Source organism: Dinghuibacter silviterrae (genome assembly GCF_004366355.1).
Classification (GTDB): Bacteria; Bacteroidota; Bacteroidia; order Chitinophagales; family Chitinophagaceae; genus Dinghuibacter; species Dinghuibacter silviterrae.
The window spans coordinates 606,853-622,097 of sequence record NZ_SODV01000001.1 but is presented as its reverse complement, the minus strand read 5'-3'; the positions used below and the strand labels follow the sequence as shown (position 1 = coordinate 622,097).

Sequence of the window (15,245 nt, the reverse complement as noted above, 5' to 3'; positions counted from 1 at the left end):
GCCATGCGCGCGCTCCTGATCCTTGCCAATAGCCTGGTGGTCATCCTCCTGCTCTTGGTAGGTCTCATTCCCCACGTAGATCCCAGGCACTGGTGGCCGTTGGGATTCCTGGCACTCGGGTTCCCCTGGTTGTTGCTGTTGACCCTTCTTTTTCTCCTCTTCTGGCTGATCCGCCGCCGGTACCGCTGGACCCTTATTTCGCTGGTGGGCATCATTCTGTCGCTGGGACCGATCCGGGCGTTTATGTCGTTCCACATCGACACACACGCCGGTGACCCGAAGCCGGCGAACATGCTCAAGGTGATGAGCTGGAACGTGCACCTGTTCAACTTCTTCGACAACAAAAAAAATCCTACGGTCAAACAGGACATGATCGAGCTCATCCACAAGGAAGACCCGGACATCGCCTGTTTCCAGGAATTCTTTTTTTGCGATACCCTCGCCCATCCTTACTCCATACAGAGCTTCCGCCACGCCCTCGGTTTTCCGTACTATGCGGTGGCTTACGAATGGTACGCAGACAGCCGTTACAACAACACGATCTATCACTACGGGGTGATTATTTTTTCCAAATACCCCATCCTGCAGCAGACGAATATTATCGGCAAGGAAAGAAAGTACAACGACGTCTTTGAATACGCGGACATCGTGACGCCCCTGGACACCTTCCGGGTCTTTAACGTACACCTGCAGTCGCTGCACTTTGATAAAAGGGACTACGCCTTCCTGGACAACCCTTCGCTTTCAGAAGGAGACAGCGCCAAACGGCAATCCCGGAATATCCTGGGCAAAATCAAGTCGGGCCTTCTCCGGCGCGCGGACCAGGCGGACGTGGTGCACGAGGTGATCGAGCACAGCCCCAACCCCGTGATCGTCTGCGGCGACTTTAACGACGTCCCGAATTCCTACGCCTACGCCACCATCCACGACGGCCTCAAAGACGCGTTTCGCGAAAAGGGCAGCGGCTGGAGCCGTACCTTCTCCCAAATATCCCCCACGCTCCGCATCGACTACATCCTCTTCGACCCCTCCTACAACGCCTTCCAATATTCCTGCACCCCCCGCGTCCTCAGCGATCACTTCCCCATCACCGCCACGATCTACGATCCTGGGAACGAGAACCCCGAGGAAGATCACCTTCCGGTTAAATAAATCTATACTATAACGCTACCTCTAGCGGTTACGCCTGATTGCCCCGGCCGAGGGGGGGTATGTCCATTTTACTCTTTTCCTCAGGTGATTCGAACGATGCCAAGACGTTTCGGTTCCCTGAGGAAAAGAGTAAAATGGACATACCCCCCCTCGGCCTAGCAGCATGGTTTGTCCTCAAAGTAGAGTTATAGGGATGCGGCGGCGGGATTCGGGAGAGCCAGGGGAAACGATTATCTTTGAGCAGATTTCATTAGAATTTATGGCAGATTTGAAGGTTTATAACTCTCTGACACGGCAAAAGGAAGTATTCGTGCCCCTGATTCCCGGGCGGGTGGGGATGTATGTTTGCGGACCGACGGTGAGCGGGGAATCGCACCTGGGACACGCCAGGCCGTTTATTACGTTTGACGTGGTTTATAGGTACCTGATGCACCTGGGGTATGCGGTGCGGTATGTGCGCAACATCACGGATGCGGGGCATTTCGAGGAAGAAGGACGGGAAGCGGAGGACAAGATCTCCAAAAAGGCGGTCCTGGAAAAGCTTCAGCCGATGGAACTGGTGCAGAAGTATACCAACCTGTTTCATTGGGCCATGCGGCGGTTTGGGAACCTCGACCCCAGCATAGAGCCTACGGCTACCGGGCACATCGTGGAGCAGATCGATATGATCGAACAGATCATTTCAGCGGGATATGCTTATGTGGTCAACGGGTCGGTTTATTTCGACGTGGAGAAATACAATGCCTATTACAAAGAACAGGGACAGCCGTATGGAATCCTAAGCGGCAGGATCCTGGAAGATTTGGAGGAAAGCGGTCGTGACCTGGACAACCAGGACGAGAAACGCAACAAGGTGGACTTCGCCCTCTGGAAGAGTGCGCCGCCAGAACACATCATGCGCTGGAGCAGCCCGTGGGGCGAGGGTTTTCCGGGCTGGCACATCGAGTGCTCGGCCATGAGCACCAAGTACCTGGGGGGGCGTTTTGATATCCACGGCGGCGGGATGGACCTGCAGTTCCCGCACCACGAGTGTGAGATCGCGCAAAGTACGGTGTGCAACCACGAGCTGCCGGCGCGGTATTGGATTCATAACAACATGATCACCATCAACGGCCGAAAGATGGGGAAAAGCTACAACAATGTCATCAAGCTGACGGAGTTGTTTAGCGGGAATCATCCCTTGCTGGAACAGGCGTATTCACCCATGACGATCCGTTTTTTTATCCTGCAGACGCACTACAGGAGTACGCTGGATTTTGGCAATGAAGCGCTGAAAGCGGCGGACAAAGGATTGAGGCGGCTTTGGGAGGCGTATGACGTGCTGAAGCGGCTGCCGGTGTTCACCGGGACCGGGACCTCGGACCTGGATACCAAGGTGGGCGGACTCCTGGACGGGATGGATGAGTTCATGAACGACGACCTGAATACCGCCAAGGTGCTCGCCAACCTTTTCGAACTGGTCCCCGTGATCAATGGGATCAGGGATAGACACATCGGCGCGGGCACGCTCAACGCGGACACCCACGGACGGCTGCAGCGGTATTTTAAGGCTTACCTGGAAGACATCTTTGGTTTGCAGGACGAAAAGACAGGGAACAACCAGGTCCTCGACGGTGTTCTGGAACTGTTGATCGAGCTCCGTAAGGAGGCCCGGACCAAAAAGGACTACGCTACCTCGGACAAGATCCGGAATCAATTGCTGGAGCTTGGAGTGCTGCTTAAGGACGAGAAGGACGGCAGCGTCAGCATTACGTTCAGCTGAGGCGCCAGGGGCAGTACCCTGTCGATGGCGCTCAATACGTCATATTCCACGCCTTTTATCCAGCGGCGGTAGGGCTCCGAGGGGGTATAATGGGGGATAAAATCCAGAAGCCGGTCTATACGGAACCCGGTGTCATAGATACCGGCCCCGGCCTTTACAGCGTCCCGGGCGTTGCAGAATTGCTCAAAATGACCGCCCACGGGGATCATCAGGGCGGGTTTCCCCAGGTAGAGGGCTTCGCACACGGATTCGAAACCGGCAGTGCATACCAGCCCCCGGCAACTGGCCATCATGGTCAGGAATTTCTTATCATCCAGGGAGTGGAAACAAAGGGTGTCGTCGTAGCGCCACTTGCCTTTGACGGCCTTGCTGTCCGTAAAACAATGCAGCTCCGTTTCGGGGTGGGCTTTGTGCCAGTTGATGATGTCCTGCATGTATCCGGCGTTCAGGACGTAGGCCAGCAAGAAGGGCTGGCGGTGGATGTCCTGCTCGAAGACCTCTTTCCGGAGCAGGGGTGGAAGGACCTTGATCCGCTTGTCGGCGCAGGGGGGAAGGGGGTAAAACGAAAGAGCCAGCAGCGCGTCGGCGCCCATAGCGGTCAGCCGGGTATAATTCCGGATGATCATCCGGTCCATCCGCCGGCCCTCGGGGAATTCGAAACCGGGGTGTAAGTAAACGTATTGGTGGGCGATACCGATGATGCGGGTCTCTTCCTTATACCAGCGCCCGTACCAGCCTACCAGCGGTTCGTAGAAATTTATGAGGGCGTCCGGTTTGTATTGGTGGAGGGTGTCACGGATCAACCGGAGGCTCCGCCCGTACTTGCGGAACCCTTTCAAGGTTTTCCAGAGCGTAGCGCCGAGCCGTATGGATTTGTTACCGGGGTCGGTGATGAAATTCGGGCTTTGAAAGGGAATGATGGGAACCGGGATCTTTCGTTTAAAGAATTCGGGAAGCTCCCGCCGCTGGCTGCTGCCCACCAAAATAGCGTGCACCTTGAATCCACGGCTGACAAGCATTTCATACACCGAAATGGCCTGGGTGAGGTGACCTCTGCCTTCTCCCTGCACAGCAAAAATAAACGAGCGGCTTTCCATACACTACACTATCTGGTTTTTTACGCGGGCTGTAAAACCCAAGCCTCTTGGGGAGCGACGTTGGTTTCAGGGGCGGTGACAGGAGTCTGGGCCTTGACCCAGTCGGCATAATATACCACTTCCCAATGGCCATGGTCGTCTTCCACAAGCGCACTCATGGTTTCGACCCAGTCGCCGGAGTTAAGATAGTGAATATTCCCGATCATTTTATTGGCGGGCTGGTGAATATGACCGCAAATCACGCCCTGGCAACGGTTGGCCTTGGCGACTTCGGCCAGTTGTTCCTCGAAATCGGAGATGAAGTTGACCGCCTGTTTGACCTTTTGCTTGACAACCTGGGAAAGCGAATAATAGGGCAACCCTTTCTTTACGCGGTAGTTGTTGTAGTGACGGTTCAGCCACAGGAGCAGGGTGTAGCCGATGTCCCCGAGTTTTGCCAGCCACTTGAGCTTGGTGGTGACGGTATCGAAAATGTCTCCGTGGACGACATAGTACTTGGCGTCGCCGCTGCGGAGGATATGGTGTTTCTTGATGCTGAAGTTACCGAGAGAAAAAGGCAGGACCTCGTCCAGAAAGTCGTCGTGGTTGCCCCGGAGGTAGATGACCTTGGTATCGTTTTTGGCCAGCCATTTCATGATCAGCTTGAAAAACTTGGTGTGCTTGCTTTTCCAGCTACCGGATTTCTTGAGCTGCCAGCCGTCTATGATGTCGCCGTTTAAGATCAGGGTGTCGCAGGTATGTCCTTTGAGGAATTCCACCACTTCCTTGACCCTCGAATTCTTAATACCCAGGTGGAGGTCGGATAGTACGATAGTCTTGTAATGCTTTTTCACCAGTAGAGGTTTATCAAAGTTTGAATTTCTTTATTACCAAAATGTATAATTAACTTTAATTTATTATTACCAAACGCCCCCACCGTATGCAATCCAAACGCCCCCCGTACCTCCTCCATCTTGCCCAGGATAAGCGCCTGGGGCCCCTTTTGGAGGGTATAGAACCCGTGGTGATAGCGCCCCAGGAAGAGGTTTGGCTGCACCTAACGGGGGCGATCATGTCCCAACAGCTGTCGACCCGGGTTGCTTCGGTTATACGGGGGCGTTTTACCGGGCTGTACGGCGGAAACCCCTCACCGGAGCGGGTTTTGGAGACTCCGTCGCCCACGCTGAGGGCAATCGGCCTGTCCAACGCCAAGGTGACCTACGTGCAGAATATCGCCCGGTTTGCGCTGGAAGAAGGGCTATCCTTCGGGAAGCTGCAGGAGATGGAAGACGAAGGTGTAATCGATTACCTAACCCAGATCAAGGGGGTGGGACGCTGGACGGCGGAGATGATGCTGATGTTTTCCCTCGGACGGGAAGACGTGTTTGCGGTGGACGACCTGGGCATACAGCAGGCGATGATGCGGATCTACCGGTTGAAGAACGGGGACAAGCGGACGCTCCGGGAGAAAATGCTCAAGATCTCGGGGAAATGGAGTCCGTATCGCACGTACGCGTGTCTGCACCTGTGGCGACTAAAAGACTTTGCTCCAGGCCCTTAACCTACCATTTTAGCATACTAACGGGCGTTTTGGCCGTCTGTATTGATAAATGACTGGCAGGAAAGCCATTAAGCCCTAACTTTGTGCGCCTAAACGGGTGTGTATGGAACGACATAATGAAATCGTACAGGATGTGGTGATCAAATTCGCGGGCGACTCCGGGGATGGTATGCAGCTGACGGGGAGTCAGTTTACGAACAATACCGCCCTGCTGGGGATCGACCTGGCCACCTTTCCCGACTTCCCGGCGGAGATAAGGGCACCCCAGGGGACCTTGCCCGGGGTGAGTGGATTTCAACTTCATTTTTCGAGTGATAGAGTATATACTCCTGGGGATCAATACGATGTGTTGGTAGCCATGAATGCCGCCGCGGTCAAGGTCAACCTCAAGGGGCTCAAAAAGGGCGGCCGGATCATCGTCAACGAGGACGGTTTTGACGCCAAAAACCTTCGCCTGGCGGGGTACCCGGATGGCGTGAACCCCCTGGAGGACGGCAGCCTCGACAACTATTCTGTGGTCAAACTGGACGTCACTAAAATGACCCGGGAAGCCCTGAAGGAATATACCCTGGGGACGAAGGAAAAAGACCGGGCTAAAAACATGTTTGTCCTGGGCTATCTCTACTGGATGTACAACCGTAACCTCGACAGCACGGTGAGCTTCCTGGAAGAGAAGTTTGGCAAGAAAGAGGAAATCCTCGCGAGCAATATCAAAGCCCTGAAGGCGGGGTATCACTTTGGGGACACGTCGGAGACCTTTACGACCCGTTACCAGGTGCAGAAGGCCCGGATGGAACCCGGAACATACCGGTCGATCATGGGGAACCAGGCCCTGGCCTACGGGTTGATCGCGGCCTCTCAAAAGAGCGGGCTTCCCCTTTTTCTGGGGACCTATCCCATCACCCCTGCCTCGGACATCCTTCACGAACTGAGCCGGTACAAGAATTTTGGCGTCCGGACCTTCCAGGCCGAAGACGAAATCGCGGGGATCAGCGCTGCAATCGGCGCCGCTTACGGCGGTTCGCTGGGTGTGACCACGACCTCCGGCCCGGGCATGGCGCTCAAATCGGAGGCGATGGGGCTTGCCGTCATGCTGGAGATTCCCCTGTTGATCGTGGACGTTCAAAGGGGCGGACCGTCCACCGGCCTGCCGACAAAGACGGAACAAAGCGACCTGTTGCAGGCCTATTACGGCAGAAACGGGGAATGCCCCATGCCCGTCGTGGCCGCGTCTACGCCCAGCGACTGTTTTTATGCGGTCTATGAAGCCGTCCGTATCGCGGTGCAACACATGACACCCGTGATCTTCCTGAGTGACGGGTATATCGCCAACGGGGCGGAACCTTGGAAATTCCCCCAGAGTGCGGACCTGACGCCCATCGAAGTGGCTTTTAAAACCGACCTCGCTCCCGGGGAAGAAAAGTTCCAACCCTATCTCCGGGATGAAAAGCTGGTACGGCCCTGGGCTGTGCCCGGCACGCCCGGTCTCGAACACCGGATCGGCGGCCTGGAGAAACAGAATGTCACAGGCGCCGTCAGCTATGATCCCGAAAACCACCAGCAAATGGTGCGTATCCGGGAGGAAAAGGTGGACATGGTCGCGAACTATATCCCGGAGCAAACCCTCGACAGCGGTCCCGCCAAGGGTAAGGTACTGGTGCTGGGGTGGGGTTCTACCTACGGGGCCATCAAAAGCGCCGTACAGGAATTACTCACCGATGGGAAGGCTGTGGCCCACGCTCATTTGCGCCACATGCGTCCTTTTCCACGCAATGTAGGCCACATGCTGGAGCAGTATGAGACAGTGCTGATCCCCGAAATCAACAATGGCCAGCTGATCAAGATCATCCGCGACAAATACCTGATCGACGCGAAGGGCTTCCATAAGACGATGGGGATACCTATTACGAAGGCGGAGCTCGTGACCGAGATCAAAAAATACCTTTAGGCTTTTCGGGCCGGCTTTTCAGGCCGCGGCGCGGCCGTATTTGCGGACGGCATTCTCGATGTCCCGGGACAGGGTGTGGAGGATGTCGAACTGGTCGGCAACGGTGTGACGGGCGGATAAACGCGTTGGGTCGGATTCGGGCTCAACGGGCGCGTTGCCCCCGCTTTCAGCCGCCGCCTGGCGCGCCGCGGGTTCGTCGCCCAGCAATCTTCTCGCGTCGTCCAGGTGCACATTCACCTCGCGGACAACGCCGTCAAAATTTTCCAGCGCATACCGTTTTTGCAGGGTCTGTTCGTAATAGGCCAGGGACGCGGTATGCGCCGTAAACATCTGGCAGGAGACCACGAACTGGTGCATAAAGGACACGTTCTGTCGCTTGCTGCGGGGTTCGGTGAGGATGCGCTGGAAGTTATCCGAAAGATTGGCCAGGGCCACAAAGGCCTCCTTACGGGCGACCTTGAAGTCGTTTACGGAAGCGGTATTCCCCGTATAGGAGCGCGCTACGAGGGCAAAATAGCGCTGGTTGGCGCGGATCATTGCCCGCATGGACTCCCGCATGGTCTCGTGTGACCAGCTGGGTATGAAAATAAAACCTGCGCCCAGTGCGATAAACGATCCAATGGCCGTGTCCACGACCCGGTCCCGGACGATCTCCCGGAAGTCGTGGTTGTACAGGAAATGAAAGGCGATCAGGACAAAGACCGTGACGAGAATGGAATAGATGAAGAAGTCCCTTTTTTGAACGCTATACCCGATGATCATCGTCACGATCATGACGGTCATGAGCACCGGGCCGTTGGCTACAAAATATAACAACAGGCCCCCGGCAGCGGCGCCCACCAAGGTTCCCCCGAGCCGCTGGAAGTAGAGTCTTTTGGTTGAACCAAAGATGGGTTTGAGGATAACCGAGATGCTGAGCAAGATCCAGTAGCCATGCCCCCAGGGCAGAAACCGGGAAACGATATAACCCACGAGCATTGCCAGGGCAAGCCGTATCGAATGCCGGAAAACCTGGGACCGCATGTTTAGATTGTCCACAAAAACCTGGGCATCGATGGGGGTGTGGGTAATAAAACGTGTATAGTCGATCTCGCCTTTGTTGCCGGTGCCGGTAAGCCCGTCGTAGTGCGTGTAAAGGCTCAGCCGGTGCATGCGTTCCCGGATGTCGCGGATGTTCTGAAAGATGTGCCGGAGGCTCGTGTATCCTTCGGGTGGAACTTTGTCCCTGATGCTGTCGAGGGTACGTTCGAGCGACTTCAGGCTGTTGTCCGGCGCTATCCGGTACGCATCGGAAGCCTGGACGGCAAGGCCGATGGACTCCAGGGTGTCGGCCATACGGAGGATGAGGTCTCCCACTTCTCCCAGGATCCCGCTGCCGTCAAACTGTTCGTGGAGGACGTTATAGTCCTGCTGCGAAGAAAGGATCATTTCGAACAAGTCCACCGAATCGACGAACATCATCAAAAGGACGCGGCTTTTAATAGTGGAGTCGTTGACGATCCGGCGCGTTTTGAAAAGCAGCTCCCTTACCTGGGCCTGCTGTTCCTGGAGGACAACCTGTTCCTTCATCAGGGCGTTGTACGCGTCCTCGAACCCGCCGGAAGTTTCATAGAACCGGGCTTTTATCCGGAAATACCGGGAGACCGAGATAATGGACTCGCCCACCGCCTGCTGTGCCAGCCGGTAGGGAAAGATGCGGTACAGGACAAGACTTATAAAGGCATACCAGACGCCGCCCAGGGCAATGTACAGGCTGTTGAGCAAGACCTGTGTCTGTGATTTTTTAGAGTCGATCATGAGGATCAGGACAAGCAGGGCAAGGTTGCCCACCGAACCCGCCCGGGTTCCAAAGACGGAGAGAAAACTGAAAAGGAAACTAAAGAACACGATCTCAGCGCCGAGGACGATGTGCCAGGAATTCGTGAGCCCGACGATGAAAGCGGTGATGCAATTGAGGGCAATGCTGGCATAAAACCCGTTGCGCCGGTGGTGCGGCGGGCCCGGTGTGTCGGTAAGGCTGGTACAGAGGGCGCCAATGGACATGGCCGCGCCGATGGCCAGGTGGCCGAGGTTATAAAAGACAAGAGGGGGAAGAACCACGCTGAACGTGACACGGACGGCCAGGCTCGTCTGGTGGCTGGTTAAAAATTTTTTGAATTCGGCCGCGTAGTCCATGGATCAGGTCTTTGCAGCCCTAAGTTGTTTCTGGAAATAAAGACAGGCCGGTTGGACCCCGCACTCCTCGCATTTGGGGGAACGCGCCAGGCATACGTAACGGCCATGAAGGATGAGCCAGTGATGGGCCTTATGGATCAAGGCTTCGGGAAAGTGGCTGACCAGCTGTTTTTCCGCGGCCAGCGGCGTCCGCGCATTCCTGGTGAGCCCGATGCGCGCGGCCACCCGGAAGACGTGGGTATCGACCGCCATATTCGGCTGGTTGTCTACCACCGAAGTAATGACGTTGGCGGTTTTCCGGCCGACACCAGGCAGGGTGACCAACTCGTCCACCGTCAGGGGAACCTGTCCATGAAATTGGCCGACCAGCATTTTGGCCATCCCGACGAGGTGTTTTGCCTTGTTGTTCGGATAAGAAATGCTCCGGATGAGTTGGAAAACGTCGTCCACCTCGGCTTTTGCCAGGGCTTCCGGGTCCGGATAGCGCGCAAAAATAGCGGGAGTGGTCATATTTACCCGCTTATCGGTGCATTGTGCAGAAAGGATGACGGCTACCAGGAGCTGGTAGGGGTTGTCGTAGATAAGCTCCGTTTCCGCATTGGGTGCGTGTTCCTGGAAATAGTCGATGATGAACTGGTACCGTTGCTGGATGGTCATGGTAACCCTAAGGTACGACCTTTGACTTTGCCCTTGCGTACGCTAAAATGTTGTCTAAGACGGCGGCGGAAGGGGATTGCAAAGGGGCTTTGTCCAGCCTGTCCATGGAAGTCTTCAGGACCGAAAGTTTTTCCCGGAGTGCCCAGCTGCAGTCCAGCGCTGCCTTGATGCGGGCCGTCTTCTCGTTATCTGTTTCGCCGTATAGGTACAAAATCAGATCTTCCGGAGTAAAATCGCTCATAGGCAAAGTAAGGTTTCAGGTTAAAAACGCAAGTCAACACCCGGAAATTGTGCGTCAAAAGCACGATTTTCGGATACAAAGTCTTAACCAGGTGTCTAACAGGCTATTGCGCGTTTTTTGAGGGGGCGTCGTCGATCGTAAATTCGTCCTCGTTGTCTTTTTTCATACGGTATTTCTCACGGGCGAATTTTTCCAGGGCGGACGGATCGTGGGTCATCTGGTCCAATTCCCTTTTAGCGGCTTCTATCTGCGTGGTATAGTAAGTCTTGCTTTTTTGAAGGGTCCTCAGATCCCTGGCCCGCTCTCCTTGCGTAAACAGGTCGTTCCTGTCAAAAAAACTCACCCACAACACAAACGCGGCCGTCGTGAGGAGGTACCGGTTTTTGAGCCATTTCGGGATCCGCTTCAACATACATAAAGATAAAAAAAGCCGCCTAGAGGGCGGCTTTTTATTTTTTCGATGGTTTTTAGATTTTGAACAGCCCTTTCGGATAGATCCCGGAAGCGCCGAGGGCTTCCTCGATGCGGATCAACTGGTTGTATTTGGCCAGGCGGTCGGTGCGGGACGCGGAGCCGGTTTTGATCTGGCCGCAGTTGAGGGCGACGGCGAGGTCGGCGATCGTCGTGTCCTCGGTTTCGCCGCTGCGGTGGCTCATGACCGTGGTGTAGCCGTTGGTTTGGGCGAGCTGGACGGCGTTGATCGTCTCGGTGATGGTACCGATCTGGTTGACCTTGATGAGGATGCTGTTGGCGATGCCCTGGTTGATGCCTTCGGAAAGACGGTTGACGTTGGTTACGAAAAGGTCGTCACCAACGAGCTGTACCTTGCGTCCGATGGAATCGGTGAGTTGTTTCCAGCCTTCCCAGTCGTCTTCGGCCATGCCATCCTCGATGGAAACGATGGGATATTTATTGGCCCAGTCGGTCCAGTAGGCAACCATTTCTTCGCGGCTGAGGTTTTTCTTGCTGCTCTTATAGAAGGAATAGCTTCCGTTCTCCTGGTACATTTCGCTGCTGGCGGCGTCCATGGCGATGGCGATCTGGGAGCCTGCCTTGTAGCCGGCGGCTTCGATGGCGGCCAGGACGGTTTCGATGGCTTCTTCGTTGCTTTGGATGTCCGGTGCGAAACCACCTTCGTCACCTACATTGGTGCTGTAGCCTTTCTTTTTCAGAACGGTCTTGAGGTGGTGGAAGACCTCAACACCCCAGCGCAGGCCGTCGCTAAAGGTGTCTGCGCCGATGGGAACGATCATGAATTCCTGAAAGTCGATCTTGTTGTCGGCGTGTACCCCTCCGTTGAGGATGTTCATCAGGGGAATCGGCAGTACGGTGCTGTTGACGCCACCCAGGTAGCGGTACAGCGGAAGCCCGCTTTCAGCGGCGCCGGCTTTGGCTACGGCCATGGACACGGCCAGGATGGCATTGGCGCCCAGCTTGGCCTTGTTTTCGGTTCCGTCCAGTTCGATCATGCGGGCGTCGATGCCGGTCTGATCGCTGGCGTCCATGCCGATGAGTTCACCGGCGATGATATCGTTAACGTTGGCAACGGCTTTCAAAACGCCCTTGCCCATGTATACGCTTTTGTCCCCGTCCCTGAGTTCGACGGCTTCGTGTTTGCCGGTGGAGGCTCCGGACGGCACGGCGGCCCGTCCCATTTGGCCATCTTCGGTGATGACGTCTACTTCCACAGTGGGATTGCCCCGGCTGTCTAAAATTTGTCTGGCGTGTACCTCTGCGATGTAACTCATGAATATTGAATGTTTAATTTGATGTCAGCGACCTGAAGATGGCTTCCAGGCTGCCGGATTCGCTGTGCAAAGAAACAATGTTCCAGTTATTCTGCAAAGAGAGCTCCAGTAAACGTTTCTTTAATTCGGTCGAACTAACGGTGGTTAGCGTCCAGTGTCCCTCGCCCTTCATCCGGCATTGTTCGATCAGGGGTTCGGCCTCAAACACGGAGGCGGGGACGGATTCCTTGATGACCAGGGTTACTTCGTCCTTGCCGCTGCCGGCGCTTCTTAGCTCTGCCAGCCGTGCGTCGGCGACCAGGTTTCCTTTATTGATGATGATCACGCGGTCGCACAGCGCTTCCACTTCCTGAAGGATATGCGAGGAAAAAAGAACCGTTTTGTTTTTGCCGAGGTTGCGGATCAGCTCCCGGATCTCGATGATCTGGTTTGGGTCCAGACCGGACGTGGGTTCGTCCAGGATGAGCACACCCGGATGGTGGAGCAGGGCAGCGGCAAGGCCTACCCTTTGTTTGTATCCTTTGGAAAGCGTGCCGATGGTTTTTTTATATTCGGGTGTCAGACCGGTCAGCGTGATCGCTTCGTCTATTCTTCCCCTGGTGTCTTTGCCCAGGTGGTGTACGTCGGCAATAAAGTGCAGGTATTCTTTGACGTACATATCATAATAGAGTGGATTGGCTTCGGGAAGGTACCCGATGACCTTCTTTGTTTCGAGCGGGTTGTCCCGGACCCGGCGGCCCATGACCTCCACCGACCCCTCGTCTGCGTCGAGGTAACCCGTGATGATCTTCATGGTCGTGGACTTGCCGGCCCCGTTCGGGCCAAGGAATCCGACGATCTCACCCTGGCCTACTGAAAAAGACAGGTCGTTTACGGCGGTTTGTTCGCCATAACGCTTCGTCAGGTGTTGAACGGAAATGGACATACACAAACCTAAATCAAAAAAGTGGATTTGGAATTGTTATATATTCGCTGGCGAATCCCTTTGCTATGTCATACTCTTATCAGATAGGTTCCCTGGAACAATACCACGAAGCGTACCGCAAAAGCGTGGAGGACCCGGAAGGATTTTGGGCGGAGATCGCCCGGACATTTACCTGGAAAAAGCCCTGGGACAAGGTCCTGGAGTGGAATTTCAAGGAGCCTAACGTTAAGTGGTTTATCGGAGGGCAGCTCAATATCACGGAGAACTGCCTCGACCGGCACCTGGAGAGCAAGGCGGATCAGCCGGCTATCATCTGGGAGTCGAACGACCCGAATGAACACCACCGGGTGCTGACATACCGCCGGCTGCACTTCAAGGTTTGCCAGTTCGCGTGGGTGTTGAAGAATAACGGCGTGAAAAAAGGAGACAGGGTTTGCATCTATATGGGAATGGTTCCGGAATTGGCGATAGCCGTGCTGGCTTGCGCACGTATAGGCGCTATCCACTCGGTGATCTTTGGGGGCTTTTCGGCCCAGTCCATCGCCGACCGGCTCCAGGACGCCAAGGCAGAGTATATCATCACCTGTGACGGCGCCTACCGCGGGAACAAAACCATCCCGCTGAAGCCGGTTATCGACGACGCCCTCGTCACCTGTCCTTTTGTAAAAACAGTGATCGTCCACACCAGGACGCGGACCCCGGTGAGTATGATTAAAGGCAGAGACTTATGGTGGGAGGATGAAATCAACCGCGTGGAGACCCAGGGTAACCCGGACTTCCCCGCGGAAACGATGGATGCGGAGGATCCCCTTTTTATCCTTTATACGTCGGGCTCCACGGGCAAGCCCAAAGGGGTGGTTCACAGCAGCGCCGGGTACATGATCTATACAAACTATTCTTTTGTCAACGTATTCCAGAATAAACCGGGTGACGTCCATTTTTGTACGGCGGACATCGGCTGGATCACGGGGCACAGTTATATCGTATATGGCCCGTTGAGTGCGGGCGCTACGTCCCTGATGTTTGAAGGCATTCCTACCTTCCCGGATGCGGGACGGTTTTGGGCCATAGTGGATAAGTATAAGGTCAACATCCTATATACCGCCCCGACCGCCATCCGTTCCCTGATGGTTTTCGGGACCGACTTTGTCACCCCCTACAAACTGGATTCGCTCCGGGTACTGGGTACCGTTGGCGAACCCATCAACGAAGAAGCCTGGCACTGGTATGACGAACAGATCGGGAAAAAGCGCTGTCCTATCGTGGATACCTGGTGGCAAACGGAGACGGGGGGCATCCTTATTTCCAATCTTGCAGGAGTGACGCCCGCCATACCGGCCCACGCCACTCTTCCCCTGCCCGGTGTGCAACCGGTGCTGGTGGACGAAAACGGCAAAGAGGTCAAAGGGAACGGTGTCAGCGGAAACCTTTGTATAAAATTCCCCTGGCCGTCCATCATCAGGACTACTTATGGAGACCACGAGCGATGCCGGACCACCTATTTCGCCACGTACGAAAATATGTATTTCACCGGCGACGGTGCTCTCCGGGATGAAAAGGGCAACTACCGCATCACGGGCCGGGTGGACGACGTCCTAAACGTCAGTGGACACAGGATCGGTACCGCAGAAGTCGAGAACGCCATCAACATGCACTATGGCGTGGTGGAAAGCGCCGTGGTTGGTTACCCGCACGAGATCAAAGGGCAGGGAATCTACGCCTACGTCATCTACAGCGGGAAAAGGGAAGACGAAGAACTCATCCGGAAAGATATATCCGCCACTGTCAGCCGCATCATCGGCCCGATCGCCAAACCCGACAAGATCCAGTTTGTGACCGGCCTGCCTAAAACGCGTTCGGGCAAGATCATGCGGCGCATTCTGCGGAAGATCGCGGAAGGGGAATTGCAAAATCTGGGAGATACGACCACTTTGCTCGACCCCGCGGTGGTGGAGGAAATCAAGACCGGGAAGCAGTAGGGCCGGCGCCCTCGGCGCGTT

13 protein-coding genes are annotated in these 15,245 nt (G+C 55.4%); 5 read left to right on the top strand and 8 right to left on the bottom strand.

Annotated features, from left to right (window positions below; all coding sequences use genetic code 11):
* Window positions 1–3 precede the first annotated feature (3 nt).
* Entirely contained in the window at window positions 4–1,152 is a 1,149-nt protein-coding gene (locus tag EDB95_RS02735) for an endonuclease/exonuclease/phosphatase family protein (protein ID WP_133990337.1), read from the top strand.
* A gap of 259 nt (window positions 1,153–1,411) precedes the next feature.
* The gene (cysS, locus tag EDB95_RS02730; protein WP_133990335.1) at window positions 1,412–2,914 is read left to right on the top strand and encodes a cysteine--tRNA ligase; all 1,503 of its coding nucleotides are present in this window, start codon (window positions 1,412–1,414) and stop codon (window positions 2,912–2,914) included.
* Here cysS and EDB95_RS02725 read toward each other — a convergent pair.
* Together EDB95_RS02725 and EDB95_RS02720 are read right to left on the bottom strand one after the other, a co-directional pair.
* Entirely contained in the window at window positions 2,845–4,011 is a 1,167-nt protein-coding gene (locus EDB95_RS02725) for a glycosyltransferase family protein (protein WP_133990333.1), read from the bottom strand. The genes cysS and EDB95_RS02725 overlap by 70 nt on opposite strands.
* A gap of 20 nt (window positions 4,012–4,031) precedes the next feature.
* Entirely contained in the window at window positions 4,032–4,844 is an 813-nt protein-coding gene (locus EDB95_RS02720) for a UDP-2,3-diacylglucosamine diphosphatase (RefSeq protein ID WP_133990331.1), read from the bottom strand.
* An 86-nt stretch (window positions 4,845–4,930) separates the two neighbouring features.
* On the opposite strand from EDB95_RS02720, the gene EDB95_RS02715 reads away from it, so the two are divergent.
* The gene (locus EDB95_RS02715) at window positions 4,931–5,551 is read left to right on the top strand and encodes a DNA-3-methyladenine glycosylase family protein (protein ID WP_133990329.1); all 621 of its coding nucleotides are present in this window, start codon (window positions 4,931–4,933) and stop codon (window positions 5,549–5,551) included.
* A 103-nt stretch (window positions 5,552–5,654) separates the two neighbouring features.
* On the top strand, window positions 5,655–7,499 hold the full coding sequence (locus EDB95_RS02710) for a 2-oxoacid:acceptor oxidoreductase subunit alpha (protein ID WP_133990327.1): 1,845 nt from the start codon (window positions 5,655–5,657) through the stop codon (window positions 7,497–7,499).
* An 18-nt stretch (window positions 7,500–7,517) separates the two neighbouring features.
* On the opposite strand, the gene EDB95_RS02705 is transcribed toward EDB95_RS02710, so the two are convergent.
* From EDB95_RS02705 to EDB95_RS02680, 6 genes are all read right to left on the bottom strand, one after another.
* Window positions 7,518–9,674, bottom strand: coding sequence for an FUSC family protein (locus EDB95_RS02705; protein WP_133990325.1), 2,157 nt, complete (start codon window positions 9,672–9,674; stop codon window positions 7,518–7,520).
* Window positions 9,675–9,677: 3 nt separating this feature from the next.
* Window positions 9,678–10,331 carry an endonuclease III gene (nth, locus tag EDB95_RS02700; RefSeq protein ID WP_133990323.1) on the bottom strand — a complete coding sequence of 218 codons (654 nt, stop codon included), beginning with the start codon at window positions 10,329–10,331 and terminating at the stop codon, window positions 9,678–9,680.
* Window positions 10,332–10,338: 7 nt separating this feature from the next.
* Complete coding sequence (locus EDB95_RS02695; protein WP_133990321.1) at window positions 10,339–10,572, bottom strand: hypothetical protein; 234 nt, start codon at window positions 10,570–10,572, stop codon at window positions 10,339–10,341.
* Between the two features lie 103 nt (window positions 10,573–10,675).
* Complete coding sequence (locus tag EDB95_RS02690; RefSeq protein ID WP_133990319.1) at window positions 10,676–10,984, bottom strand: FtsB family cell division protein; 309 nt, start codon at window positions 10,982–10,984, stop codon at window positions 10,676–10,678.
* Between the two features lie 55 nt (window positions 10,985–11,039).
* A complete protein-coding gene (gene eno, locus EDB95_RS02685; RefSeq protein ID WP_133990317.1) occupies window positions 11,040–12,320 on the bottom strand; it encodes a phosphopyruvate hydratase in 1,281 nt (426 codons plus the stop codon).
* 13 nt (window positions 12,321–12,333) lie between these two features.
* Window positions 12,334–13,245: an ATP-binding cassette domain-containing protein gene (locus EDB95_RS02680; RefSeq protein WP_133990315.1), complete on the bottom strand. Its 912-nt coding sequence runs from the start codon at window positions 13,243–13,245 to the stop codon at window positions 12,334–12,336.
* A gap of 65 nt (window positions 13,246–13,310) precedes the next feature.
* Between EDB95_RS02680 and acs the strand changes: the two genes are divergently transcribed.
* Complete coding sequence (gene acs, locus EDB95_RS02675; protein ID WP_133990313.1) at window positions 13,311–15,224, top strand: acetate--CoA ligase; 1,914 nt, start codon at window positions 13,311–13,313, stop codon at window positions 15,222–15,224.
* Window positions 15,225–15,245 lie beyond the last annotated feature (21 nt).